This is a genomic window from Pseudoalteromonas prydzensis (assembly GCF_001661495.1).
GTDB lineage: Bacteria > Pseudomonadota > Gammaproteobacteria > Enterobacterales > Alteromonadaceae > Pseudoalteromonas > Pseudoalteromonas prydzensis.
On the sequence record NZ_BDDT01000002.1, the window covers coordinates 664,874 to 690,214 of the forward strand.

Here is a 25,341-nt window from a genome sequence, read left to right on the forward strand (position 1 = left end):
ACCATATTAGCCTCGTTTTATCTGCCATTTCTTGAGACTTTAGTTGTTAGCAGCTGTCACCATAATGGCTATTTCGGTGGTGTAGTCACGAACATATAGGCTGATCCGAACCGTGTTGTTATCGATTGTGTAAAACAAAGTACGACGCGTATTATCACCTGTTGTCAGTTCAGGCTGTCCAAGTGCTTGCTGATAGAAAGCGGTTACAGCTGAAATCGACTGAGCAACATAGCCAGTTTGTATTAGCGGGTAGTCATCACTAATTTCTAAAGATTGCTTAAAGTCCACGGGTAAGGGGATGCGCTCTAAATTCGCAGCACAGGTAAAGGTTGTTAGGCATATCGTTAGCAGTAGTGGTGTTATTATTTTTATCACGTTAGTTCCAAAGCACTTGTGTGGCTAAGTTAAATTTTATTACGAATTAAATCGCGAACAATAAAGCGAGCAGGGTGAATAGCTTGGCTTACTCGCTCACTGAGTGGCAGTGGTTCATTGTTAAGAGCGGCAATTAAATGCTCCGCACACAAAGGCGCGCTGCATAAGCCGCGTGCACCAAACCCGGTTAAAAGGTGCAAACCTTGCTGCGGTTTTTGTAAGGCTTGATATTGGTAACGTTTACCCAAACGTAAATTGGCAAATGCTTGTATATAATCACTTTGCTGCGCCCATTCCCCCGCCATTGGCAGATGATCAATAAAACTGCACCGTACCGAGGCTTTGGCTGCAGTGACTTTTCCTAAGCTAGTTGCAAACTCGGTTTGCCCATAAAAGTTCAGTAGTTGCTCTCGGTTAGTTTGGTTGTCTTGCTCGGTGACCGCTCGGCTTTTTGAATTTTTCTCGAACGTTGCGCCCATGCAATGGTGGTCTAAGTATGCGGGAGTAAAATAACCTTTATGGCATAACACTGTTTTTAGCTGGCGTGATGCTGCGCTTGCTTGCACATGAGACACTTGACCACGCACGCCAACAATCGGCAAAGACTGAGTTTGCGTAAAGCGGTCACTGTGTTCGCCCGCGCAAATAATGACATCACTAAATGGGCCAAATTGTTGTCCGTGACTTTTTAGTAACCAACCTTGAGAGGTTTTCTCTAGTGCTTCGATGTCACAATTAAAATGGCTCTGAATAGCAGTAAGCGCTTGAGCTTGTTGAAACAGCGCATTCACTAATTGAGGGGGATTTACCCAACCACCCAGTGGAAAATACACACCAGAATAGCCTGTGCATACACCGGCAATTTCATCACCTTGCTCTGGCGTTACGCTGTGCATGAGCTCAGTTGGCCACAGCTGTTTGCTTTCAATACTTTGATGACGATCGGCCAGGGGTTGTTTTACTGCATGCTGCAGGACCCCACACCATTGGTGATCATAGTTAAAACCATTGTCAGTTAATTGTTGATATAAGCGCTTTGCATATAAAAAGCTATGTGCAAATAGTTCACTGTGCGGTGAATTCTTGGCTTGTAAGTGTGGGTAAACTGCGCCCTGCACATTATGTGATGCGCCCATTGCAAGTTGCGAGTCTTGGCAAAATAACTGAGCGCCGATACCGCGCTTGGCTAAGCTATATATAACCGCGCTACTGGCAATTCCCCCGCCAATAACCGCGACATTGCTTAATGCACTTGGCTGATGAGCAAAGTAAGCTGGCGTAGAGTGTGCATCATTAGCTTGTGTTAAATAACCAGTTAGCATTTCTCTTTTATTACCGTGGCCTTTTACTTTTTGTACTGTAAATCCGGCCTCTGCAAGCCCTCTGCGTACAAAACCTGCTGCTGTGAAGGTGGCAAAGGTTGCACTAGTGCGAGAAAGATTCACCATTGCGTTAAATAGTGATTGTTGCCACATTTCGGGGTTTTTACTCGGTGCAAAACCATCAAGATACCACGCATCGATAAGCCCCTGCGCAGGGCTACTCATTGTTGCAATCGATTCTTGTACATCACCAAAATGTAAATCGAGAATAATTTGACCATTATCAAATTCAAGACGATGGCAGCCAGCGAGGTTTATCGGATATTTTTTTAATAACTGGTCAGTTAAAGGGGCTAAAGTTGGCCACACTTGCAAGGCTTTTTTTAGCTCTGTCGCTTTAATCGGGTACTTTTCAAAGGAAATAAAATGTAAGCGTTTCACGTTTTGTTGTTCTAAATTGTGAACTTCTCGATTAGGATGCTGCCTATTGGTTAAATGATTTTTAAATTGCTGCCAGGTATTTAAAAAATTAAGTCCAGTACCAAAACCTGTTTCTGCAATAACAAAATGAGTTTGGTCATGATTTTGTAACCGATACGGCATATTATTTTGTTGATAAAAGACATAATCGGACTCAGACAGGCCATCATCGTTTGAAAAATAGACATCGTTAAAATTGTCTGCGACGGGTGTACCTAAGTTATTAAAGTGGATTTCAGCGTTTTTGATCATGGCATGCAATAAATGAGTACTTTTTTTCATTATTTTACGTGTTTTCTTTGAAATAGTCTGGCGTTATTTATAAGCTAGAGGTTCAGAGTACAAGTGTACGCTAGAAAGCTGACCACTTTGTCGTAAGTTTCAGCGTAAAATAGAATACAATTTAGTATCAAGCTAAGGTAATTACCCATGAGAAGAGCCGTTATTACGGGCATCGGTGTTGTATCAAGCATCGGTAACAACAAAGAAGAAGTATTAGAATCGTTAAAAACTGGTAAGAGTGGTATCGCTTTTAACCCAGAATTTGCTGAATATAAGTTACGTAGTAACGTATCGGGCAAAATTGATATTGACGTTAAAGAGTTTGTTGATCGTAAAGCAATGCGCTTTATGGGCGATGCCGCAGCTTATTCATATATCTCTATGGCTGAAGCTATCGCAGATTCAGGGTTGTCTGATGAGCAAGTATCAAATGAGCGTACGGGGATCATTGTGGGTTCCGGTGGTGGTTCATCTAAATGGCAAGTAGAAGCCGCTGACATTTTACGTGAAAAAGGCGTAAAACGTGTTGGTCCTTATATGGTGCCACGTACTATGGCCAGCACAACGTCTGCGTGTTTAGCAACACCGTTTAAAATTAAAGGCGTTAACTATTCAATCAGTTCAGCCTGTGCAACCTCTGCACACTGTATTGGCAACGCAGTAGAACAAATCCAATTAGGTAAACAAGACGTTGTTTTTGCCGGTGGTGGTGAAGAGCTACATTGGACTTTAGCAATGGAATTTGACGCCATGGGTGCACTTTCTACTAAGTACAATGAAACGCCAGAAAAAGCATCTCGTACTTACGATGCTAACCGCGATGGTTTTGTTATCTCAGGCGGTGGCGGTATTGTAGTGGTTGAAGAACTTGAGCATGCCCTTGCACGTGGTGCGCACATTTATGCTGAAATAGTTGGCTACGGCGCGACTTCTGATGGTTATGACATGGTTGCTCCTTCTGGCGAAGGTGCTGCACGTTGTATGCGTCAAGCAATGCAAGGCGTTGACAGCATTGATTACTTAAATACTCATGGCACATCTACACCGGTTGGCGATGTTAAAGAGCTTGGCGCGATTCAAGAAGTATTTGGTGGTAAGTCACCAATGATCAGCGCAACAAAAGCAATGACAGGCCATGCACTTGGTGCGGCTGGTGTTCATGAAGCTATTTTCTCGTTACTTATGTTAGAGCACAACTTTGTTGCGCCTTCAATTAATATTGATGAGTTAGATGAGCAAGCTGCAGGCTTAAACATCATCACTGAGCGTAAAGACGTTGAACTAAATACTGTTATGTCTAACAGCTTTGGTTTTGGTGGCACTAACGCCACATTAGTAATGAGTAAATATAAAGGCTAATTTGGTTCAAGCTAATTAGTTTAGAAGCCGAGCAACTTGCTCGGCTTTTTCGTTTTCAAAACTGGCCTATGTTCGTTACAATAGCGGCTCTTCGTGCCTACTGGACTTGTTAATGAAAATTCTTGCGGATCAAAACATGCCACTCGTTGAGCAATACTTTGCTGATTTTGGTGAAGTAACGCGTTTTGACGGTCGTACATTGCAAAGTGAACAGCTAATAGATGTTGATGTATTATTAACGCGTTCAGTCACGCAAGTGAGCGAGGCACTGTTAAGCCACGCAAATAAATTACAGTTCGTCGGTACGGCGACCATTGGCATCGACCACATTGACACGGATTTACTTAATCAACGCGGTATCACTTTCTCCAGTGCTCCAGGTTGTAATGCTGTTGCGGTTGCTGAGTACGTGATCAGTAGCTTGTTTGCACTGAGCCAAGAAAATGCCACTAGTGTGCAGGGTAAAACCATCGGGATTGTCGGTGTTGGTAGTATAGGCAGTTGTTTACGAGAAAAACTCGCTGCACTTGACGTAACCGTGCTGCTGTGTGACCCACCCAAGCATGAAGCTGGGCAACTAGCAGAGCATATTGATATAGATGAGTTACTCGCTAAAGCAGATATAGTTACTTTTCATGTGCCACTGGTCACTACTGGCAAGCACAAAACGTTACATTTAATGGATAAAGCTCGTCTAGCTGCACTTAAGCCAGGCACTATCGTGATCAATGCCAGTCGTGGCGATGTCATTGATAATCAGGGGTTGTTAGAAATGATGCAGAACGGCGCTCAATTAGATTTAGTGCTAGATGTATGGGAAAACGAGCCGAACATCCTGACTGAACTACTCGATTATGTGCGTTTTGCAAGTGTGCATATTGCTGGGCATACCCTTGAGGGTAAAGCTCGTGGCACGCAAATGCTCTATCAAAAACTGTGTGAGCTTAAAGACGTACAAGCAGATAAAACGTTAGCTGATTTTTTACCAGTACCTGCCATTACCCACGTCACTTTACAAGAAACCTTCAGTGTTGCTGACCTGGGGCAATTGCTCCATCTTGTTTATGATGTGCGTCGTGATGATGGTATTTTACGCCGTAATTTAGCAACAGACGGCTTTGATAGTTTACGCAAAAACTACCCGATCCGTCGTGAATTTAGCACTGTAAACATCACTGGCGCGAAACATAATAAAGCACTGCTATCAGGGCTTGGTTTCGTAACCGAATAATCTAATTTTAAACAGCGGCCATAAGGGCGGTTGTTAAACGAGGAATACACATGTCACAAAAATATAATGTTGTCGTACTTGGCGCAACAGGCCTTGTTGGCCGCCAAATTATTGAAACGTTAGAAGATCGTAAATTTCCAGTTGATCAATTATTTTTATTGGCAAGTAGCCGAAGTGCGGGTGAAGATATTAAATTTCGTGGTGAAACCATCGAAGTACAAGACGTTGCAGGATTTGATTTTAGCCAAGCCCATATTGGCTTGTTTTCAGCCGGTGGCAGTGTATCAGAGCAATACGCGCCTATTGCAGCTGATGCGGGTTGTATCGTAATTGATAACACCTCACATTTTCGAAACGATTTTGAAGTGCCATTAGTGGTGCCTGAGGTTAACGCTGCAAGCCTTGCTGATTTTAGAAACCGCAATATTATTGCCAATCCAAATTGCTCAACCATTCAAATGATGGTGGCGTTAAAACCAATTTATGATGCGTATGGGATTGATCGTATCAATGTGTCAACGTATCAAGCAGTCTCTGGTGCGGGTAAGCAAGCCGTTGATGAGCTAGCTAAACAAACGGCTAATTTAATGAATGCTCGTCCAATCGATAGCGAACTATTTCCAAAGCAAATGGCGTTTAATGTTATTCCGCAAATAGATGCTTTTGAAGATAATGGCTACACTCGCGAAGAAATGAAAATGGTTAACGAAACTCATAAAATTTTAGGTGACACAACAATCGCTGTTAATCCTACATGTGTTCGTGTGCCGGTCTTTTTTGGTCACTCTGAAGCGATTAATATCGAAACCAGAATGCCGTATGACTTTGAACACGTTAAGCAATTACTTAACGATGCACCTGGCCTTGAATTAATTGATGATGAAGGCGATTACCCAACACCGGTTTCTGATGCCAGTGGTAACGATACTGTGTATGTGGGTCGTTTACGCCAAGATATTTCTCATCCCCATGGCTTAAATATGTGGGTTGTGAGCGACAACACCCGCAAAGGTGCTGCAACCAATAGTGTGCAAATAGCTGAAGAGCTAATAGCTAACTACCTTTAATTTATAAGTAAAAAAGCGGCTTTTTGCCGCTTTTTTCTTTTTTAGCTGCCAAATAATTGCCGCATAGCCGCTAAAAGCGTATAAACTTAATCTTAACGAAAACAAACTCTTTCAGCTGATAAAGTTTAAGCTATTACGTATCAAAGTGTTGCGATGGATATTAGGACGCAACTGGTTTATAGTCAGCAACTGGAATAGAGCTTGCAAGAAAAACTCAATTAACTATTTATGTAAGTTATTTCTGTAAGAAATAATCAATGTTTAAGCGCCTAATTACAAGGTGCTGCGTTAACATTTAAACATTAAAGGATCAGCATGCGCGGTTTAGCTTCACTCTTCTTATTAGCGTCTGCATTGGTGGTAACACCGATATACTCCCAAGACGGAGCTCAATTAAAAGGGCCTAAGGGTGTCGATTATGGCGTTCAAGGGCGTTCAATTGGGCCAATAAAGCCAACTGATACATTATGGCGTATTGCAGCAAAAATACGACCAGATAACTCGGTCAGTATTTATCAAGTTATGCAGGCTTTGTATGAAAAAAATCCTCAATCTTTTTTAGATCAAAACCTTAATCATATGCGCGATGGCGCGTATCTAAAAATCCCAACCTTAACTGAAATTCAAGGTGTAAGCCCTGAACTTGCTAAGCAGCGCTCTGAGCAAGATGATGAATTGTGGGAAAAAAAGAAAAACGGCACGTTAACGAAAAGTGAGATCAACGCATCACAAAAGAAAGTCACCCAAGCGCGTAAAGTGGATGTTGATGAGGCAAAGCAAGAATTAAAACAAGAAATCAACAGCATAAAAACGCAGCAAGGCACGCAACTGGTTGAGCTACAAAAACAGTTCAAATCATCTGTGAATAATGTTGAAGAAATATTAGTTGAAAATAACAAATTAAAGCAACAGCTTACAGGTGTTTCTAAAGAACTTGAAAACATTCGTGAACAGCTTGGTCAAGACAGCGAAATTCAACGACAACTGAAAGAATTAATAACCAAACAAAACGAAATTATAGAGCAACAAAATGCAAAAAAGCTCGAAGAGACTAGCGAATTTGATTTTGCTGGACTATTAGCTAATCCGCTAGTTCTCATTCTGTTAATGACCATACCGGCATTGTTAGTCATCTTTGCAATCGTGATGTTTTTGCGTAAGCGTAATAACAAACAAGATGAAGATGTTGATGATGATGAGTTTTTACCACAAAGCCCAAGTTATACCGCCGATGAAGATATCGACTTAGGCCCTTCACTTGATCCAATTATTCCAGATCCAGTTCCTGGTGATATTGATGACTTAAGTGTGCAGTTGGACGATGATGACAAGGATATTTTACCGGACGACGATGACATTATTTTTGATGATAATATCGATGATGAATTTGAAGATGGCGACAGTTTATTAAATCAAGATGAACTAAATGGTCTACTGAGTGATGACATCGTCTTCGATGATGAACATAAAGAGCAAGATGATGAGCTCGATATTTTCATGCAGCAAGATTTTGACAAAGCAGATGATGATAGTTTAGGCGATGATATCGACTTAGATATGAAAGCTGATGCTGACGACGGTGATATCTTAAGTGCTGCTGATCTAGACGACTTATTTGCCAATGACGTTGAACAGCCTGCAACGGCTGAAGCCGATGACTCGCTTGATTCAGATGATGATTTAGCAGCATTGAGTGAAGAATTGGCCGATGATGATTTTGATATTGATGCATTGATTGATGAGCAAAGCAGTAATAAACCCGCAGAGCCTGAACTTGCCTCAGAAGACGATGAATTTGATTTAGACGACATTGATGGTCTGATTGATGAAGCAGCGAGTGACACTAGCAAAGCTGAGCCTGAATTAGTTGAAGAAGACGATGAATTTGATTTAGATGATATCGATAGTCTGATTGATGAGACTGCTGCTGAAGACGTTAAGCCAGAGCCAGCTGTAGAAGATGATGAACTTGATATAGATGATATCGACAGTCTACTTGATGAAACTGCTGCTGAAGACGTTAAGCCAGAGCCAGCTGTAGAAGATGATGAACTTGATATAGATGATATCGACAGTCTACTTGATGAAACTGCTGCTGAAGACGTTAAGCCAGAGCCAGTTGAAGAAGACGATGAATTTGATTTAGACGATATCGACAGTCTGATTGATGAGACTGCTGCTGAAGACGTTAAGCCAGAGCCAGCTGTAGAAGGTGATGAACTTGATATAGATGATATCGACAGTCTGCTTGATGAAACTGCTGCTGAAGACGTTAAGCCAGAGCCAGTTGTAGAAGATGATGAACTGGATGTAGATGATATCGACAGTCTGCTTGATGAAACTGCTGCTGAAGACGTTAAGCCAGAGCCAGTTGAAGAAGACGATGAATTTGATTTAGATGATATCGACAGTCTGCTTGATGAGACTGCTGCTGAAGACGTTAAGCCAGAGCCAGCTGTAGAAGATGATGAACTTGATATAGATGATATCGACAGTCTACTTGATGAAACTGCTGCTGAAGACGTTAAGCCTGAGCCAGCTGAAGAAGATGACGAACTGGATATAGATGATATCGACAGTCTACTTGATGAAACTGCTGCTGAAGACGTTAAGCCAGAGCCAGTTGAAGAAGACGATGAATTTGATTTAGACGATATCGATAGTCTGATTGATGAGACTGCTGCTGAAGACGTTAAGCCAGAGCCAGCTGTAGAAGATGATGAACTTGATATAGATGATATCGACAGTCTGCTTGATGAAACTGCTGCTGAAGACGTTAAGCCAGAGCCAGTTGTAGAAGATGATGAACTGGATGTAGATGATATCGACAGTCTGCTTGATGAAACTGCTGCTGAAGACGTTAAGCCAGAGCCAGTTGAAGAAGACGATGAATTTGATTTAGATGATATCGACAGTCTGCTTGATGAGACTGCTGCTGAAGACGTTAAGCCAGAGTCAGTTGTAGAAGATGATGAATTTGATTTTGGTGATATTGATAGTTTATTAGATCAGCCGACAGATGCTAAATCTGAGCCTGAACTCGGCATAGATCCTACCGAAACAGAGGATGAGTTAGGTGATATTGAAAGTTTAACGGATGAAGCGCATAACACGCAGCTTGATGAAGCACTTTCTGACTCGATGGAAGAATTATCGAATGTAGAAGATGAACTTGATATTGAAGAAGCTGAATCGATAGCTTCAAGTCTAGTTGATGAATCAGACGCTGGATCAGAACCTACAAGTACAGATGATGATTTATTCTCACAAACAAGTGAAGAATCAAGTGACGATTTGCTCGACGAAGACGATCTATTAGATGAGTATGACGATCCTTCACTCAAAAGTGTTGATGATTTACTTAATGAATTACAGCAAGAAGATGATTACGTTGAACCACCACAATGGTCTGATGTTGATGAACTTGACGATGAAATTGAGGAAGTTGAAATTGACTTGGGGGATGACCCCCTTGCAGATGAAGAACTTGATGATGAATTTGATCTAGCATTAGAAGATGAGCCGCTGAGCGCAGATGCTGTGACGCCGAGTGTAGAGCTTGATGACTATCCAGAACTTGAACTTGATGATGAAGAAGCTGAGGGTAATGAGGCACGCGATGATGAAGCTAATGCCGACTCGCCTGAGCTGCAACTTAGTCAAGCAGAGCAAGATTTGGCTGATGCAATGGCGGCAGGGCAAGACTTAGATAGTTTAGAACAAGATTTTGACGATGAGTTATTAATCGAAGATGAGTTACTTGCTGAAGATGAACCATTAAGTGAAGAGCCGCAGCTTAACGATACTCTCACGACTAATGACGATGTTAAAGAAGCTGAGACGGACGCTGCAGATGAGACACTGTTAGATAATGAAAAGCACAGTGCTGAGCAAGTAACAGATGATGAAGATGATTTAGCCGTCGAACTTGACGAGCCGTTTGAGCAACCGCCAGCGCTTGATAGTAACTTAGATGCACAACAAAATGATCTATCAGACGACCAGCTTGATGATGACTTTATGGCTGATCTTACGCAAACAGATTTTGATGCGTTATTAAGTGAGTTGGCTGAACCAGAGCCGTTAGATATTGATGAGAGCAGTGATTTCGACGTTGATTTTAATGCACTGCTTAGTGAAGATCTTGCGGAACTTGAAGCATTCTCTGCAACTGATGATATGGGCTTGGCGGAGCAAGTAGATGAAGAAATAACTGCACCTAACAACAGTGACGAGCTCAAAGATGATTTTGTAGATATTGATTCATTGCTTGAACAAAGTGACGATGCAAGTTTAGATCATGAACCTTACGATGATGTAAATATGGATGTGGGTTTGAGTGAGTTTGACGCTTTATTAGCGGGCGATAACCCAACAGATGTTGATTTAGAAAGTGGTGGTTTTTCAGCTAAACTCGACTTAGCCCGTGCTTACATTGAAATAGGTGATATGGACTCAGCGCTAGATGCTATTGAAGAGGTTATTGCCGATGGTCCTGAAGAGGTGCAAGAAGAAGCGCTGGGTTTAAAAGCTAAAATAGTTTAATACTATTTTAATTTTAAGAAAGGGATATAAACGTAAGTTTATATCCCTTTTTTATTTAGTCTTACCAGTATAAATAAGTCTCGAGGTGCTTATTTGTAGTGAGTTACTTTTATTAGATTGGCATATAGCATAAAATGCCCGTCCTTTAGCACAGTAGGTAAAGCAGTCATTATGCGAGTAGCACTTGGAGTTGAATACAACGGCGCCCGATACAGTGGTTGGCAGCGTCAATCACACGTTAATAGTGTACAACAAGAAGTAGAAACCGCGCTTTCGCGTATTTGTAATCACCCGGTTGAAATTGTTTGTGCGGGGCGTACAGATGCGGGTGTCCATGGTACTGGCCAAGTTGTGCATTTTGATACGCACGCTGAGCGCGATATGGTGGCATTTACTATGGGTATGAACACTTTGCTACCGAAAGATATTGCTATTCGCTACGCAAAACCGGTGGATGAAAATTTTCATGCTCGCTTTAGTGCTACAGCAAGGCGTTATCGCTACGTTATTTATAATAACTCCTTTCGAGGGGCGATATTGAGTGAGGGAGTGACACATTTTCATCACCCCCTTGATGAAACTAAAATGCAACAAGCATGTCAGTATTTAATTGGAGAACATGACTTTACGTCGTTTCGCGCATTACATTGCCAAGCGAATACAGCGACACGTACCATTCATCATTTATCGGTTGAGCGCCAAGGCAACTATGTGGTCATCGATATAAAAGCAAATGCATTTTTACACCATATGGTACGTAATATCACCGGTTGCTTAATGGATATCGGTTTACATAAGCAGCAACCAGTGTGGCTTAAAGAATTACTTGATTTAAAAGAGCGCGCTAAAGCCAGCGCTACAGCGAAGGCGGCAGGTTTATACTTAGTGGATGTAGATTATCCAGAGCAGTTTGAAATTCCATCAACACCACTAGGCCCTTTATTTTTAGCTGATACTGGGGTTTAATTGGCGATAATTTAAACGTATTTACACAGGCATTTCACTACTAAGACCAGTTTTTTATACCGTGAGTGTGTAATTCATGTTTTAATTGAAAAAATTTGTCTGCTAATTATTTTTTGGCAGGAACGCAGCAAAGCACAGAATAGTATTAAGAGAGTTGCAAATGAGTTGGTTAGAAAAAATCCTACCTAAAACAACAAAGTCTTCGGCTCGTAAAGAGATACCTGAAGGTGTTTGGGCGAAATGTACAGATTGTGATTCGATTTTATATAAAGCGGAATTAGAAAAATCACTTAACGTATGCCCTAAATGCAATCACCACATGCGTGTGAGTGGCCGTAAACGTCTTGAACATTTTTTGGATGATAATGATCGCCAAGAGCTTGGTGTACAACACGAACCAAAAGATATTTTAAAGTTTAAAGACTCAAAAAAATACTCAGACCGTATTGCCGCTGCACAAAAATCAAGTGGTGAAAAAGACGCATTAGTCGCGATGAAAGGGCGCTTAAAAGGTATCCCTGTTGCTGCTGTTGCCTTTGAATTCTCATTTATGGGGGGGTCAATGGCATCGGTTGTTGGCGCGCGCTTTGTTGATGCGGTTGATCAGTGTTTAGAGCATAATATGCCGCTGATTTGTTTTTCAGCATCTGGTGGTGCACGTATGCAAGAAGCGCTTATGTCACTGATGCAAATGGCTAAAACCAGTGCTGCACTTGCGAAAATGAGCGAAAAAGGTTTACCGTTTATTTCAGTAATGACTGACCCAACCATGGGCGGTGTATCTGCATCATTAGCAATGCTAGGCGATATTAACGTTGCCGAGCCAAAAGCCTTAATTGGCTTTGCGGGTCCGCGTGTTATTGAACAAACAGTGCGTGAAACCTTACCTGAAGGCTTCCAGCGCAGTGAGTTCCTACTAGAGCACGGTGCTATCGATATGATCATCGACCGTCGTGAAATGCGTGATACGCTTGCACGTATACTGGCTAAATTTATGAACTTGCCTTCTACGGAACAAGAGCATAGAGTAGCGTAAATTTCAGCTTTACTGATTACACGCTATGACCAAAAACATTCCTAGCCAATCATCAAGCCTTGATGATTGGCTTTGTTATTTAGAAAGTGTTCACCCTGCAAACATTGCTATGGGGCTAGAGCGCGTTGCCCATGTCGCCAATGCGATTGGCTTACTCGATACAGCGAGTAAAATAATCCTCGTCGGTGGCACCAATGGCAAAGGTACTACAGCTCGTTGTTTAGAAACGCTGCTACTTGCCCAAGGTTATTCTGTAGGTACCTATGCATCACCTCATCTTATTCATTACAACGAACGCGTACGCGTAAATGGCGCAGAGCTTGATGACCAATTTCATGTTGATGCCTTTGATTTACTCGAGCAGGGCCGTGGTGACACGCCACTGACTTATTTTGAATATGGCACTTTAGGTGCATTGGCGATTTTTAAACGCCACAGTGTTGATTATGTGTTGTTAGAAGTGGGGCTTGGCGGGCGTTATGATGCAACCAACATCGTTACCCCATTTGCCAGTGTGATCACCACCATCGATTTAGATCATAAAGAATACCTAGGTGATACGCGGGAGCTTGTGGGTTATGATAAAGCAGGAATTTTCCGTACTGGCACCCCCGCCATTGTCGGCGATTTAAACATACCGCACACAGTGACTGATTACGGGCATGAGATTAATGCCGATATGTATTTATCAGGCCAGCAGTTTATTTTTGCAGAATATGAAGATACGTTTAGTTGGCAATATCAAGGGCATCAGCTTGAATTAGCTAAACCAGCTATTCCGTGTCAAAACGTGGCGACAGCGTTGACCACATTAGCGGTGTTAAACTTATTACCGGATGAGGCTGTGATCCGCGATTGTTTAACTAATTTAGTGGTTGAAGGGCGTTTTCAGCAACTAAGCAGTGAACCTATGGTCTATACTGACGTGGCGCACAACCCTGAATCTGCACGTTATTTAGCTAAAAAGTTAGCTCACCTGCAAGAACAAGGCTTTAAAGTTCATGCGTTAGTCGCTATGCTGGCTGATAAAGACAAAGTTGCGGTATTAAATGAAGTAAACTCAGTAGTCGATACCTGGTATTTAGCTGGGCTAAATTGTTTTCGTGGCGATAAAGTAGAAAACTTAGCTAAATCGATGAGTAGTGTGCAAACATCCGCGCCGATTGAGCAATATCAAAGTGTTGATGAGGCACTAGACACAGTATTGCCACAGCTAGATGCAAAATCGGTATTGATTGTATTTGGCTCCTTTTTTACCGTAGCAGCCGCTATTAATTATTGGAAAAAATAGAGAGGAATCTGGTGAACTCAGGCTTTATAAATCGTTTAGTCGGCACAAGTATTGTGGTGATTGCAGCTATCGTGTTTATTCCTAATATTCTCGATGGCGAAAAAGTACATTACAAAGAAGGCTTTAAAGCCATTCCTGAACGTCCTGAGTTCAAAACTATCGACCTCCAAGATGCGATAGATGACCAAGTGGCCAACGCACAGCAGCCAAAAGAAGACGTTGAGGAAGATATTGCAGCAGATGATGAACAGCTCACAAGTGCTGCAGAGGTCGTTGTAGAATCAACGCCTGCTGAGCAGAAAGTTGTTGAAGCATCAACTAGTCAAGTTGCAGCCAAAGAGAAACCACAAGCCGTTGAGAAGCAACCAGAGCCAGCACGTAAGCCAGAAGAAAATTTATCTAAAATGGCCTATGTAATTCAGCTGGGAAGTTTTTCTCACGCCGCTAATGTTAAATCGTTACAGGCGAAACTCAGCGATAAAGGCTTTAAAACCTTTACTCGCCCAGTTAAAACACCCAATGGCACTTTAACCAAAGTTTTTGTGGGTCCGTCGCTTAATAAGGCAGAGCTTGAGAGCAAACTCCCTGAATTAAAAGCGCTTACTAAACTCAATGGTAAGGTTACCCAATTTGAAGTAACAAAATGATCTGGTATTTAGCGCCGACCTCTTATAGAATGCGCCCCAAATTAACGACTAGTTGGTTCATATGATCTGGGTTGATTACGCCATACTTGGCATTATTGCACTGTCTACTATTATCGGTTTAATTCGTGGCTTTATAAAAGAAGCAATGTCTTTGGCCGTGTGGGCTGGGGCATTTATCATCTCTAGTTTATTTTACCAATATTTAGCTTCCTTCCTAACCAGTATTTCGGAACCCCTTTTAAGAAATGCAGCGGCCATTGCCATATTATTCTTTGCGACGCTATTGTTAGGCGGATTGTTAAACTACCTACTAGGTGAGCTGGTACATCGTACTGGTCTATCTGGTACAGACCGTGTCTTTGGCATTGTCTTTGGTGCACTTCGTGGCGTGTTGGTCGTGAGCGCGTTACTCTTCTTTCTTGATGCTTTTACTGGTGCGCCTAATACGCACTGGTGGGGTAACTCTATTTTGATCCCAGAATTTGGCTTTGTTGTTGAGTGGTTTTTTTCATACCTCGAAAACAATTCAAGCTTTTTAAATTCGGTCAACCGTTAATCGGCGAGGAAAAATTTCATGTGTGGTATCGTTGGAATAGTCGGAACATCTCCTGTAAACCAGGCGATTTATGATGGCTTAACTGTTTTGCAACACCGTGGCCAAGATGCTGCGGGCATCATTACCATTGAAAACAACACCTTTAGTTTACGTAAAGCGAATGGCTTAGTGAAAGATGTATTTCACACCCGTCATATGAAGCGCTTACAAGGTACTATTGGTATCGGTCATGTACGCTACCCGACAGCAGGTTCATCTAGCTCGTCAGAAGCACAGCCGTTTTATGTTAACTCACCGTTCGGTATTGCTTTAGCACACAATGGTAACTTAACTAATGCAGAGCAGCTTAAAGAGCAATTGTTCTGTGAAGCGCGTCGCCACGTTAACACAACGTCAGATTCTGAAATTTTACTTAACATCATGGCGCATGAATTAAGTAAACCAAATAAATTAAAGCTTGACCCTGAAGATATTTTTAACGGCATTACTGAAGTTATCAATAAAGTTCAAGGTGGTTACGCAACTATTGCGATGGTTATTGGTCACGGTATTGTTGCGTTTCGTGATCCAAATGGCATTCGTCCATTAGTGTTTGGTAAGCGTGACACTGCGCATGGTACTGAGTACATGTTTGCCTCTGAAAGTGTGGCACTTAAAACCGACGGCTTTGAGTTTGTTCGCGATGTAGCCCCTGGTGAAGCAATTTATGTAACTGAAGCAGGTGAGTTTTATTCACAAGCCTGTGCAGATAAAGCGTCTTACTCACCGTGTATTTTCGAGTTTGTGTATTTTGCACGTCCGGATTCAAACATTGACCGTATGTCTGTGTATGCGACTCGCGTTAATATGGGTACCAAACTAGGTGAAAAAATTGCACGTGAATGGGCTGATAAAGACATTGATGTGGTTATTCCAATTCCTGAAACATCATGCGATGTCGCATTGGAAATTGCCCGCGTACTTGATTTACCATATCGTCAAGGCTTTGTTAAAAACCGTTACATTGGTCGCACGTTTATCATGCCTGGCCAAGAAATGCGTAAAAAGTCAGTGCGTCAAAAGCTTAATGCGATTGACCGCGAGTTCAAAGGTAAAAACGTACTATTAGTGGATGACTCAATTGTACGCGGTACTACCTCTGCTCAAATCGTTGAAATGGCCCGTGAGTCTGGCGCTAAAAATGTTTATTTTGCTTCAGCTGCACCAGAAATTCGCTTCCCGAATGTTTATGGTATAGATATGCCATCAGCTGCGGAGTTGATTGCTCATGGTCGCGAAGTTGAAGACATTAATGCAAGCATTGGTGCTGATGGTTTGATCTTTCAATCATTGCCTGATTTGATTGCTGCGGTATCGCAAGAAAACCCAGAGATCACACGCTTTGAAACGTCAGTATTTGACGGCCAGTATATTACCGGCGGAATTGACCAAGATTATTTAAATCGCATTGAACAACTACGCAATGACTCAGCAAAAAGTAGCCGTGAAAGTGCAATGTCTTCTGGTTTAGAGTTACATAACCAAGAAGAAAATGGTTCGGATTAACGCATTCGTTAAACTCTAAAGATAAAAAAAGGAGCTAAATTAAGCTCCTTTTTTGTGAAGGAAAGAAAATAATAACACTACTTTTTACTACATTTTACAGCTACTAACATGAAACTAGGAATTATACCAATCGTGTTAAGTTACTGACCATTTAGCTCGCTAGAATGGTTAAATATTTAAGCCGATTGGTATTATGTAAAACTAGGACTTACAATACCATTGGTCCACAATATGGCGGTGACCGCTAAAATAATCACCAACAAAATCAATCCACAGGTTACCACCGAACTTGCATAAATGAAGCCGCGCTCCTGTGGTATATGCATTAAAATTGGCACTCCCGTATACAATAAGTAAACTGAATAAGCTAAGGCAACCATACCTACGCAAACTACAAACCATAACTCTGGCCAAAATGCCGCCAGTGCTGACATAAATACCGGCGTTGAGGTGTAAGCAGCAAGCTCTAACGTTTGGGTAAAGGTAGGTTCAGCACCAAATGTCACCGCCATCCAATGCGCTAAATAAGCCAGTGCAAATACACCGACAATTAAAGCCGCATACATCGCTGCAGCAATTAATATTGCACTATCATGAGTTAAAAATACTGGATTACCAGCCCCGATGCTCCAGCCTAAATAAACGGACGAATAATAGCCCATTGCTGAAGGGAATAACGCGATAAGTAAAATATGTGAAAGGCTATAAGTTAAGCTTTCGTGACGGTTATCAATTGTTTGCCACTCTTCGAGTGGGTGAGCATAGATGCCCCATAAATGGTTTAGTATCATAGTGTGTGCCCCATAAAAGGAAGTAGACGCTGTTTTATTTTTATACAGCTTGTATTAAGTTATGGTTCAGTAATAGGGGCTTGTCAAGCAACAGTAATCTGAAAAGTACATAGGCATAATAATATTAAAAAATTTAGCTTGGTTTTATTCTCTCGATGGTTTCGTGGTAAAATAATCGCTCTATGAATTTAATTTTAATGAGCAGCCTAACTCGTGCCATACAGCCAACTTTTACAACCAATTAATAAGTTTCTTATTTGCGAAACGCCTCAAGCATGGATTGAGGAAGCCGTTAAAAAGGAAAACCTCGCGGTTATTTTAATTGATCATCTGATTTGTGAGCTTAAGGCCGCGCAGTCGGCAATGTTTTTGATTCGTAAATATGCCGTTGATAAAGACAGCAGTGACGCATTGCTTGAGTGGCTTAAGCCATTTGAAACACTTATTTATAAGCGGGAAGGGAATTGGCGCGATCTTGCGGCGAAAAATAGACTGACTAAAGCCGTGATCCCCAAGTCTGATTCCGCTTATGGGCAAGATTTGGTTGATAAGATGGTGATGCTGATCAAAGAAGAGTTGCACCATTTTTATCAAGTATTAGAGATAATGGACGAATATGGGATTGAGTATCAAAGTATTACCCCATGTCGTTACGCTAAAGGCATGTTACGCCACGTAAAAACCTATGAGCCTGATGCACTAGTAGATAAGCTCATAGTGGGTGCTTACATCGAGGCGCGTTCGTGTGAACGTTTTGCAAAGCTTGCTCCCCATGTAGATAAACGTTTGGGGGATTTTTATATCTCATTATTACGTTCAGAGGCGCGCCATTTCCAAGACTATCTAACGCTTGCTCAAGAAATTGCTGGTTTTGATATTAGTGAGCGAGTGACGTTTTTTGGCGATATTGAAGCTGAATTGATTGCTACACCAGACACCGATTTTAAGTTCCACTCAGGTGCACCTTGCAGCAATGCACAATATAAATAATGCTCAACGCTTTAAAAACTCTAGGTATTGCTCAGTTTTCGCCTCTGAAAAACCGTGACGGAGTAAAACACTAGCAGCTTCGCCATTATTAATAATAGCCGTTAGGCCTGACTCAAGTTGCGAAAGGCGTTGTTCACTGTTTGCTGAAGATCTAGAAAAAACAATGTAAAGATGATGATAAGCTAAGTGTGGCTCTATGTACTCAATTTCAGCGGCTGTATCGGATTGCAAAATAGAATGATTTTTTAGCCAGTACTCGCCGACTTCCTTGGTACCGGCCACCAAATCTACACGGCCAAGCTGAAGCACCCTGAGACTACTAACTAAATCTTTACTTTCTGTGGTAGTTAAATTGCGTTGCTTACTAAACTCATCACCAACAATATAGTCACTGCCTTTACTAATACTGTAATCTTCTAATGAGGCTAAGCTACCATCGTAGCTTATATGAGTGTTTTTCCTCTTAAATAAACCAGTAAACGAATGCGCTAATGGTCGAGAGTAGAGAAATATTTGCTCTCGTTCAGTGCTAAAGTAAGCACCTAAAACTGCAGTGCGTTTATTTTTTTCAACTAGCTTTATAGCTCGGGCCCAGGTCGTAAACTCAATGCTTGCGGTAATATTTTGACTGGCTAATGCGGTAACGGTGAGATCAGCTAACCAACCCTGCTGTGGCAGTTGTTCAGCAAAGTAAGGTGGAAAGGGCTCAGTGACAAAAAGCCACTCTTCTTGGCTGTAAGTATGGTGTGTGAAACAGAGCCAGAATAGTAAAAAACAACGTTTAATCATAGCGGCCAACATTAAAAGCTATTAATACCTAGAGGGTAGTCAAAATTTTAAGCTTGTGCGAATGGCTCGTTTATTAAATTTTGTGCTTGAGCTGTTACCACTAAGTATGAGCCTTGCGTATACCAATCACCAAGCACTGTGCGAGTGAGTGTTTGATCATTAATTTGATAATGATGAACATCGGGTCTGTGGGTATGTCCGTGGATCATATTTGTTACTTGATGTTTGGCAAAAACATCAAGCACCGCCTGCTCGGTGACATCTAAAATCTCTAACGCTTTGCCAGCTTGGTTCATCTTTGATTTTTCTCGGGCGTTTTGCGCTACTTTACGACGATACCACAGCGGCATAGCCAGCATGAGGCGAGGCCACCACCAACCGCGAGCTTTCTTGCGAAACTTTTGATACTCAATATCTTGAGTACACATTTCATCGCCATGTAAAATAACGGTTGGCGTGCCGTATAAATCAATCACCACCTGCTCTGGTAATAAAGTCATGCCTGCTTGTTTGGCGTATTTATCGCGCATAATGAAATCACGATTACCGTGAACAAAATAAATCGGTGTGCCATTGTCTCGCACTGCTTTTAAATGTTTTGCAACCTCAGTTGAAAGCTCAGTCACGTAGTCATCACCTACCCACACTTCAAAGAAGTCACCTAAGATATAAAGCGCGTCGACATCTTGATCAATAATATGGGCATCCAAAAACTGAAAAAATGCCGCAGTAATATCAGGGCGGTTTTCACTTAAATGAAGATCAGCAATAAAGTATGTTTGGCGCATGAGAACTCGTGGTCAATAACGAAGAAATAAAAAAGCGGATAAATATCCGCTTTTCAATGTAAGAATAATTTAGTTTACAGTGACGCTTTTGATGATAACGTCATCAAGTGGTACATCTTGATGAAAGCCTGTGCTGCCAGTAGCAACCGCTTTAATTTTCTCAACTACGTCCATACCTTCAACAACTTCGGCAAATACGCAGTAACCCCAGCCTTGTGAAGTTTCACTGCTGAAGTTTAAGAAGTCGTTGTCATTCACGTTAATGAAAAACTGTGCAGTTGCTGAATGTGGATCTGGCGTACGTGCCATTGCCAGTGTGCCTTTTTTGTTTGCAAGACCATTGTTTGCTTCATTTTCAATAGGATCATGCACTTCTTTTTGCGTCATACCAGGCTCAAAACCGCCGCCTTGTACCATGAAGCCGTCAATTACACGGTGGAAAATAGTGCCGTCATAAAAACCCGCATTTGCATACTGTAAAAAGTTTTTAACTGTGTTTGGCGCTTCGGTTTTGTGCATGTTAATGGTGATGTCACCAAAATTTGTGTGTAGAACAACCATGAGGTTTCCTATTAGCTGAATTAATTGCCGCTATTTTATCTTAGTTAGCTAAGATTAACAAAGTGCTTATTCAATTGATAAAGCGCTAGAGCAGGGGCTTTTCAAGTGTTAACATAGCGATTCAAGTAAACAGTCAAGGACTTATAGTAAATGGTAAATATATACAACACACTCACGCGTCAAAAAGAGCAATTTAAACCTATGGTCGACGGTAAAATCGACATGTATGTGTGTGGTATCACCATTTATGATTATTGCCACATTGGTCATGCACGTACATTTGTAAGTTTTGACGTGATTGTACGTTACCTTCGTCATATTGGTTATGATCTAAAGTATGTACGTAATATCACCGATGTAGACGATAAAATCATCAAACGAGCTAATGAAAATGGCGAGGCGATCAATGATTTAACCGTACGTATGACTAAAGCAATGCATGAAGATTTTGATAATCTCAATATGCTTCGTCCTGATGTTGAACCGACAGTGACAGGCCACATGGATGAAATTATCGAAATGGTTGAACGCCTTGTTACTAAAGGCCATGCCTATGTAGCCGCTGATGGCGATGTGTTGTTTGACGTATCTACATTTGAGCAATACGGTGCGCTTTCTCAACAAGACCTAACTATGCTGCAAGCGGGCTCGCGTGTTGAAGTGGCACAGGACAAAGATGATCCGCTTGATTTTGTATTGTGGAAAAAAGCCAAAGCGGGTGAGCCATCGTGGTCTTCTCCTTGGGGCGAAGGTCGTCCTGGCTGGCATATCGAATGTTCGGCAATGAGTTCAAAGCACCTTGGTGAGCATTTTGATATTCACGGTGGTGGCTCAGATCTACAGTTTCCGCATCATGAAAATGAAATTGCGCAATCATGCTGTGCAAATAACGGTAAGTATGTAAATACCTGGATCCACACAGGTATGGTGCAGGTTAATAAAGAAAAAATGTCTAAATCATTAGATAACTTTTTTACCGTGCGCGATGTGCTTAAAGAATATGACGCGGAATCAGTACGCTACTTTTTGATCTCTGGTCATTACCGTAGTCAGCTAAATTACTCGCAAGAGAATTTAGATCAAGCGCGTTCATCATTAGAGCGTATTTATACTGCACTGCGTGGTGTAGAGCCTAAGGCGTGTGAGCTTGAAGGCAATGAGCACGTGGCTAAATTTAGAAAAGCCATGAATGATGATTTTAATACACCTGAAGCTCTACCTGTATTGTTTGAATTAGCTAAAGAGCTGAATCGCTTAAAAGACGCTGATGCAGAGCAAGCAAGTAAATTAGCATTTGTACTGCGCAGCCTTGGTGAAGTATTAGGGATAGCACAACAAGCACCTGAGGCTTTCTTACAAGGTGGTCAAAACGATGATGAAGTTGCGCAAATTGAAGCATTAATCGTCAAGCGTAATGAAGCGCGAGCAAGTAAAGATTGGGCTGCGGCGGATGAAGCACGTGACGCACTTAATGCATTAGGTGTAGTGCTTGAAGACTCTGCCGGTAAAACAACCTGGCGTAAAGCGTAAGTCTATTCGTTAAAAAAGTTAAAAAAGGTTGCCAGATTGGCGACCTTTTTATTTTTTGTATATTGACCTCAACTTAGCTTGAGGTTTTATGTTTGCATTTCTTAATTTATTAAAGGAATGAAATGAATATTCTTCTTGCTATGATCCCCGCATTTCTATGGGGTACCACCTATGCGGTAACAAAATATGCAACACCAGATTGGCCGCCCGTTTTACTCGGTGCAATACGGGCATTACCCGCTGGTTTACTATTATTACTTATCAAGCCAACTTGGCCAAAACGTAACCAATGGCGAGGTTTGATATTATTAGCTTTAGTCAATATCGCTTTATTTTTTAGTTTTATTTTTGTGATGGCGATTAATTTACCTGCTGCAATTGCTGGGGTGGGTATGGTATCAGTGCCTGTTGTTGCTTTATTGTATGCATGGTTGTTTAAAGGACAACGGCCTGCGCTATTACAATCCATGTGTGCGTTAACATTAGTTTATTTGGCGTGGCGGCTATTCGACCCACAGCACGTTGCAGTCAATATGTTAGGTATTGCTGCGTTGATAGGGGCATTATTAACAATAGTGATTGGCAGTACTTTGGTACAAAAGATCAGCACACACATTCATTGGTGGACAGTACTAACTTGGCAACTCATTCTAGGTGGTGGAGTGTTGCTAATTGCCGCAGCAATGCAAGCGCTCTATATTGAGCCACAAGCTTACCAAGTTCTTGCTAAAGCGTTTACACCAAGCCAATGGTTTGTACTTTTTTGGTTGGTAGTGCCCAATACGGCGATAGCCTATACACTTTATGTTTGGCTGCTTGGGCGAATGACGGTGGTTGAATTTACATTCGGTACAATCGCCAACCCAATTGCAGGGATCATGTGCGCTGTGGTGCTACTGGGCGAGCAATATCAACCGTGGCAGTACATGCTTATGGCATTAATGATTTTCTTCTCTGTACTACCGCAATTGTTAAAACTAACACGGCGCCAGCGCTCAGCTAAAATAGCCTAACAATGCTGTTTTTCTTAACAACAAAGGGTTGCTGATCAGCAACCCTTTTAATATTAATAGAAGCAAAAATTAATGGCTTTTAGCTATGATACTTTTCACAGGCTTCAAGGGTATTTTCAATTAAGCTGGCAACAGTCATTGGGCCTACGCCACCTGGCACAGGGGTTATAAAGTGTGCTTTTTGTTCTGCGATACCATATTCAACGTCACCCACCAATTTACCGGTATCTAAGCGGTTGATACCTACATCTATTACAATTGCGCCTTCTTTAACCCAATCACCAGGGATAAACTCAGGCTTACCTACCGCAACAACAAGTAAATCCGCACGACGAACATGGGTTTCTAAATCTTGGGTAAACTTATGACACACCGTGGTAGTACAACCTGCAAGCAATAACTCAAGGGCCATAGGGCGACCAACAATATTTGATGCACCAACCACAACGGCATGCATACCTTTGTATTTTACGCCGGTTGAATCCAGTAATGTAATGATCCCTTTTGGTGTGCAAGGGCGAAGGGCTGGCATACGCTGCGCGAGGCGACCAATATTATATGGGTGAAAACCGTCAACGTCTTTGAGTGGAGTAATACGCTCAAGAATTTTCTCAGCATCAAGGCCTGCAGGTAAAGGCAGTTGAACTAAAATCCCATCAACTTGTTGGTCAACGTTTAGCTCATCGATTAAATCTAATAATGTCTGTTCACTTGTATCTATAGGTAAATCAAATGATTTTGATACAAAACCAACTTCTTCACAGGCTTTACGTTTAGAACCTACGTATACTTGGCTTGCAGGATCTTGCCCTACAAGTACTACTGCAAGTCCTGGCGCGCGTAGACCATTTGCAACACGTTCAGTTACTCGTTGTGCTACTGCACTGCGTACTTGTTTAGCTATTGCCTTACCATCGATGATGTTTGCCGTCATGGGTGACCTTTAATTGGGGTTAGTTAACTTAATACCGATACTTTAAAAAAACGAATGCATACAAAAATAGGGGTAATCATGCTAATAAAGACCGTGTTCTTTATTACTCGTTTTTAAACTGCCCACTATTTTCGCAGAAAAGCGTTAAAGCGCCAAGTTGCTTTTCTGATATAGCCGCTAATTCTATAAAAGAGTTGAAATTTTAGCTTGTTTTTACATTATTTAGCCATTATGAACTAAAAATGACCGATTGATTTATTTTCTTAAAAAAAGGTTTGACCTGACTCGGTCAAATCACTATTATGCACCCCGTTGTCAACGAGGTCACTCGCAGGCAATAGTAAGCATCGGCGATTAGCGCAGTTTGGTAGCGCACTTGGTTTGGGTCCAAGGGGTCGCAGGTTCAAATCCTGCATCGCCGACCACTTTCTTAATTATTAATAATAGTGATAGTTGGTTTGGGTATATCCCATGCAGTTGCAGGTTAAAACCTGAAACGCTAACCACTTTTCTAATTAAAAGAGAAGCTTATTGGTTCGCTATGAAGTTTTCGATGCGCCCATAGCTCAGCTGGATAGAGCAACGCCCTTCTAAGGCGTCGGTCGAAGGTTCGAATCCTTCTGGGTGCGCCATTTTGAAAACATGTAAATATAGTGGTGGTTGTAGCTCAGTTGGTAGAGCCCCGGATTGTGATTCCGGTTGTCGTGGGTTCGAGCCCCATCAGTCACCCCATTTACAAAAAAAGAATATCGGCGATTAGCGCAGTTTGGTAGCGCACTTGGTTTGGGTCCAAGGGGTCGCAGGTTCAAATCCTGCATCGCCGACCACTTTCTCAAAAGTGGTCTTAAAATCAAAATTTAAGTATTCAATAGAAATATGAAGTTTACTCTTCAATATCGGCGATTAGCGCAGTTTGGTAGCGCACTTGGTTTGGGTCCAAGGGGTCGCAGGTTCAAATCCTGCATCGCCGACCACTTTCTTAATTATAAAGTTTAGTGATATTTGGTTTGGGTATATCTCACGCAGTCACAAGTTAAAACTCTGCATCGCCGACCACTTTCTCAAAAATAAATTCCTAAAAACTATTTCTTAATTGAAGACTCGATTTATTCTTTTCTGATAGCTGATAGCTGATAGCTGATAGCTGATAGCTGATAGCTGATAGCTGATAGCTGATAGCTGATAGCTGATAGCTGATAGCTGATAGCTGATAGCTGATAGCTGATAGCTGATAGCTGATAGC

Annotated in this window: 20 protein-coding genes and 5 tRNA genes; 18 read left to right on the forward strand and 7 right to left on the reverse strand. The window is 41.7% G+C overall.

The genetic code is table 11. From position 1 onward, the window contains the following. Nucleotides 1–39: 39 nt before the first annotated feature. Nucleotides 40–375, reverse strand: coding sequence for a hypothetical protein (locus tag A7968_RS07245; protein ID WP_157586672.1), 336 nt, complete (start codon nucleotides 373–375; stop codon nucleotides 40–42). A gap of 29 nt (nucleotides 376–404) precedes the next feature. Next, a complete protein-coding gene (gene mnmC, locus A7968_RS07250) occupies nucleotides 405–2,429 on the reverse strand; it encodes a bifunctional tRNA (5-methylaminomethyl-2-thiouridine)(34)-methyltransferase MnmC2/FAD-dependent 5-carboxymethylaminomethyl-2-thiouridine(34) oxidoreductase MnmC1 (RefSeq protein ID WP_064665943.1) in 2,025 nt (674 codons plus the stop codon). A 177-nt stretch (nucleotides 2,430–2,606) separates the two neighbouring features. On the opposite strand from mnmC, the gene fabB reads away from it, so the two are divergent. The 10 genes from fabB (at nucleotide 2,607) to purF (ending at nucleotide 16,702) form a co-directional block, all read left to right on the forward strand. Continuing rightward, nucleotides 2,607–3,818, forward strand: a complete 1,212-nt coding sequence (gene fabB / locus A7968_RS07255) for a beta-ketoacyl-ACP synthase I (protein WP_064665884.1) — start codon at nucleotides 2,607–2,609, stop codon at nucleotides 3,816–3,818. 112 nt (nucleotides 3,819–3,930) lie between these two features. After that, the gene (locus A7968_RS07260; RefSeq protein WP_064665885.1) at nucleotides 3,931–5,049 is read left to right on the forward strand and encodes a 4-phosphoerythronate dehydrogenase; all 1,119 of its coding nucleotides are present in this window, start codon (nucleotides 3,931–3,933) and stop codon (nucleotides 5,047–5,049) included. Between the two features lie 50 nt (nucleotides 5,050–5,099). Further along, nucleotides 5,100–6,116, forward strand: coding sequence for an aspartate-semialdehyde dehydrogenase (locus A7968_RS07265; protein ID WP_064665886.1), 1,017 nt, complete (start codon nucleotides 5,100–5,102; stop codon nucleotides 6,114–6,116). A 315-nt stretch (nucleotides 6,117–6,431) separates the two neighbouring features. Then, nucleotides 6,432–10,661: a FimV/HubP family polar landmark protein gene (locus tag A7968_RS07270; protein ID WP_064665887.1), complete on the forward strand. Its 4,230-nt coding sequence runs from the start codon at nucleotides 6,432–6,434 to the stop codon at nucleotides 10,659–10,661. 171 nt (nucleotides 10,662–10,832) lie between these two features. Then, nucleotides 10,833–11,627 (forward strand): tRNA pseudouridine(38-40) synthase TruA, encoded by a 795-nt coding sequence (gene truA, locus A7968_RS07275; RefSeq protein WP_064665888.1) that lies wholly within the window; start codon nucleotides 10,833–10,835, stop codon nucleotides 11,625–11,627. Between the two features lie 160 nt (nucleotides 11,628–11,787). Next, on the forward strand, nucleotides 11,788–12,663 hold the full coding sequence (gene accD, locus A7968_RS07280) for an acetyl-CoA carboxylase, carboxyltransferase subunit beta (protein ID WP_064665889.1): 876 nt from the start codon (nucleotides 11,788–11,790) through the stop codon (nucleotides 12,661–12,663). 25 nt (nucleotides 12,664–12,688) lie between these two features. Continuing rightward, nucleotides 12,689–13,954, forward strand: a complete 1,266-nt coding sequence (folC, locus tag A7968_RS07285; RefSeq protein WP_064665890.1) for a bifunctional tetrahydrofolate synthase/dihydrofolate synthase — start codon at nucleotides 12,689–12,691, stop codon at nucleotides 13,952–13,954. 11 nt (nucleotides 13,955–13,965) lie between these two features. Beyond that, nucleotides 13,966–14,601, forward strand: coding sequence for an SPOR domain-containing protein (locus tag A7968_RS07290; protein ID WP_064665891.1), 636 nt, complete (start codon nucleotides 13,966–13,968; stop codon nucleotides 14,599–14,601). A gap of 61 nt (nucleotides 14,602–14,662) precedes the next feature. Further along, nucleotides 14,663–15,157, forward strand: coding sequence for a CvpA family protein (locus A7968_RS07295; protein WP_016710222.1), 495 nt, complete (start codon nucleotides 14,663–14,665; stop codon nucleotides 15,155–15,157). An 18-nt stretch (nucleotides 15,158–15,175) separates the two neighbouring features. Further along, nucleotides 15,176–16,702: an amidophosphoribosyltransferase gene (gene purF / locus A7968_RS07300; RefSeq protein WP_064665892.1), complete on the forward strand. Its 1,527-nt coding sequence runs from the start codon at nucleotides 15,176–15,178 to the stop codon at nucleotides 16,700–16,702. Between the two features lie 191 nt (nucleotides 16,703–16,893). On the opposite strand, the gene A7968_RS07305 is transcribed toward purF, so the two are convergent. Continuing rightward, the gene (locus A7968_RS07305; RefSeq protein ID WP_064665893.1) at nucleotides 16,894–17,493 is read right to left on the reverse strand and encodes a Yip1 family protein; all 600 of its coding nucleotides are present in this window, start codon (nucleotides 17,491–17,493) and stop codon (nucleotides 16,894–16,896) included. 213 nt (nucleotides 17,494–17,706) lie between these two features. Here A7968_RS07305 and miaE point away from each other — a divergent pair, with 213 nt between their 5' ends. Next, nucleotides 17,707–18,483, forward strand: a complete 777-nt coding sequence (miaE, locus tag A7968_RS07310) for a tRNA isopentenyl-2-thiomethyl-A-37 hydroxylase MiaE (RefSeq protein ID WP_064665894.1) — start codon at nucleotides 17,707–17,709, stop codon at nucleotides 18,481–18,483. Between the two features lie 3 nt (nucleotides 18,484–18,486). On the opposite strand, the gene A7968_RS07315 is transcribed toward miaE, so the two are convergent. The 3 genes from A7968_RS07315 to A7968_RS07325 all read right to left on the reverse strand — a co-directional run bounded on the left by A7968_RS07315 (nucleotide 18,487) and on the right by A7968_RS07325 (nucleotide 20,621). Beyond that, a complete protein-coding gene (locus A7968_RS07315; protein ID WP_064665944.1) occupies nucleotides 18,487–19,272 on the reverse strand; it encodes a substrate-binding periplasmic protein in 786 nt (261 codons plus the stop codon). Between the two features lie 47 nt (nucleotides 19,273–19,319). Beyond that, on the reverse strand, nucleotides 19,320–20,060 hold the full coding sequence (locus A7968_RS07320; RefSeq protein ID WP_064665895.1) for a UDP-2,3-diacylglucosamine diphosphatase: 741 nt from the start codon (nucleotides 20,058–20,060) through the stop codon (nucleotides 19,320–19,322). Between the two features lie 69 nt (nucleotides 20,061–20,129). Further along, nucleotides 20,130–20,621, reverse strand: a complete 492-nt coding sequence (locus A7968_RS07325) for a peptidylprolyl isomerase (RefSeq protein ID WP_064665896.1) — start codon at nucleotides 20,619–20,621, stop codon at nucleotides 20,130–20,132. Between the two features lie 150 nt (nucleotides 20,622–20,771). Between A7968_RS07325 and cysS the strand changes: the two genes are divergently transcribed. Beyond that, nucleotides 20,772–22,151 (forward strand): cysteine--tRNA ligase, encoded by a 1,380-nt coding sequence (gene cysS, locus A7968_RS07330; RefSeq protein ID WP_064665897.1) that lies wholly within the window; start codon nucleotides 20,772–20,774, stop codon nucleotides 22,149–22,151. Nucleotides 22,152–22,273: 122 nt separating this feature from the next. Further along, nucleotides 22,274–23,164 (forward strand): DMT family transporter, encoded by an 891-nt coding sequence (locus tag A7968_RS07335; RefSeq protein WP_064665898.1) that lies wholly within the window; start codon nucleotides 22,274–22,276, stop codon nucleotides 23,162–23,164. 79 nt (nucleotides 23,165–23,243) lie between these two features. Here A7968_RS07335 and folD read toward each other — a convergent pair whose 3' ends face one another. Beyond that, a complete protein-coding gene (gene folD, locus A7968_RS07340) occupies nucleotides 23,244–24,098 on the reverse strand; it encodes a bifunctional methylenetetrahydrofolate dehydrogenase/methenyltetrahydrofolate cyclohydrolase FolD (RefSeq protein WP_064665899.1) in 855 nt (284 codons plus the stop codon). 348 nt (nucleotides 24,099–24,446) lie between these two features. On the opposite strand from folD, the gene A7968_RS07345 reads away from it, so the two are divergent. The 5 genes from A7968_RS07345 to A7968_RS07365 all read left to right on the forward strand — a co-directional run bounded on the left by A7968_RS07345 (nucleotide 24,447) and on the right by A7968_RS07365 (nucleotide 25,072). Continuing rightward, nucleotides 24,447–24,523 (forward strand) — tRNA-Pro (locus A7968_RS07345). Between the two features lie 130 nt (nucleotides 24,524–24,653). Continuing rightward, nucleotides 24,654–24,730, forward strand: a tRNA-Arg gene (locus tag A7968_RS07350). A 24-nt stretch (nucleotides 24,731–24,754) separates the two neighbouring features. Continuing rightward, a tRNA-His gene (locus tag A7968_RS07355) sits at nucleotides 24,755–24,830 on the forward strand. Between the two features lie 18 nt (nucleotides 24,831–24,848). Beyond that, nucleotides 24,849–24,925: transfer RNA gene (locus A7968_RS07360), tRNA-Pro, on the forward strand. Between the two features lie 70 nt (nucleotides 24,926–24,995). Next, nucleotides 24,996–25,072: transfer RNA gene (locus A7968_RS07365), tRNA-Pro, on the forward strand. The last annotated feature ends 269 nt before the right edge of the window (nucleotides 25,073–25,341 follow it).

What these genes read in the sequence shown, in the direction of transcription:
- A7968_RS07265 (WP_064665886.1), top strand. Translation starts at nt 5,100, where the DNA reads ATGTCACAAAAATATAATGTTGTCGTACTTGGCGCAACAGGCCTTGTT.
- mnmC (WP_064665943.1), bottom strand. Translation starts at nt 2,429, where the DNA reads ATGATCAAAAACGCTGAAATCCACTTTAATAACTTAGGTACACCCGTC.
- A7968_RS07325 (WP_064665896.1), bottom strand. Translation starts at nt 20,621, where the DNA reads ATGGTTGTTCTACACACAAATTTTGGTGACATCACCATTAACATGCAC.
- A7968_RS07270 (WP_064665887.1), top strand. Translation starts at nt 6,432, where the DNA reads ATGCGCGGTTTAGCTTCACTCTTCTTATTAGCGTCTGCATTGGTGGTA.
- folD (WP_064665899.1), bottom strand. Translation starts at nt 24,098, where the DNA reads ATGACGGCAAACATCATCGATGGTAAGGCAATAGCTAAACAAGTACGC.
- cysS (WP_064665897.1), top strand. Translation starts at nt 20,772, where the DNA reads ATGGTAAATATATACAACACACTCACGCGTCAAAAAGAGCAATTTAAA.
- A7968_RS07295 (WP_016710222.1), top strand. Translation starts at nt 14,663, where the DNA reads ATGATCTGGGTTGATTACGCCATACTTGGCATTATTGCACTGTCTACT.
- A7968_RS07335 (WP_064665898.1), top strand. Translation starts at nt 22,274, where the DNA reads ATGAATATTCTTCTTGCTATGATCCCCGCATTTCTATGGGGTACCACC.
- truA (WP_064665888.1), top strand. Translation starts at nt 10,833, where the DNA reads ATGCGAGTAGCACTTGGAGTTGAATACAACGGCGCCCGATACAGTGGT.
- accD (WP_064665889.1), top strand. Translation starts at nt 11,788, where the DNA reads ATGAGTTGGTTAGAAAAAATCCTACCTAAAACAACAAAGTCTTCGGCT.
- A7968_RS07315 (WP_064665944.1), bottom strand. Translation starts at nt 19,272, where the DNA reads ATGATTAAACGTTGTTTTTTACTATTCTGGCTCTGTTTCACACACCAT.
- A7968_RS07260 (WP_064665885.1), top strand. Translation starts at nt 3,931, where the DNA reads ATGAAAATTCTTGCGGATCAAAACATGCCACTCGTTGAGCAATACTTT.
- fabB (WP_064665884.1), top strand. Translation starts at nt 2,607, where the DNA reads ATGAGAAGAGCCGTTATTACGGGCATCGGTGTTGTATCAAGCATCGGT.
- purF (WP_064665892.1), top strand. Translation starts at nt 15,176, where the DNA reads ATGTGTGGTATCGTTGGAATAGTCGGAACATCTCCTGTAAACCAGGCG.
- A7968_RS07305 (WP_064665893.1), bottom strand. Translation starts at nt 17,493, where the DNA reads ATGATACTAAACCATTTATGGGGCATCTATGCTCACCCACTCGAAGAG.
- A7968_RS07320 (WP_064665895.1), bottom strand. Translation starts at nt 20,060, where the DNA reads ATGCGCCAAACATACTTTATTGCTGATCTTCATTTAAGTGAAAACCGC.
- folC (WP_064665890.1), top strand. Translation starts at nt 12,689, where the DNA reads ATGACCAAAAACATTCCTAGCCAATCATCAAGCCTTGATGATTGGCTT.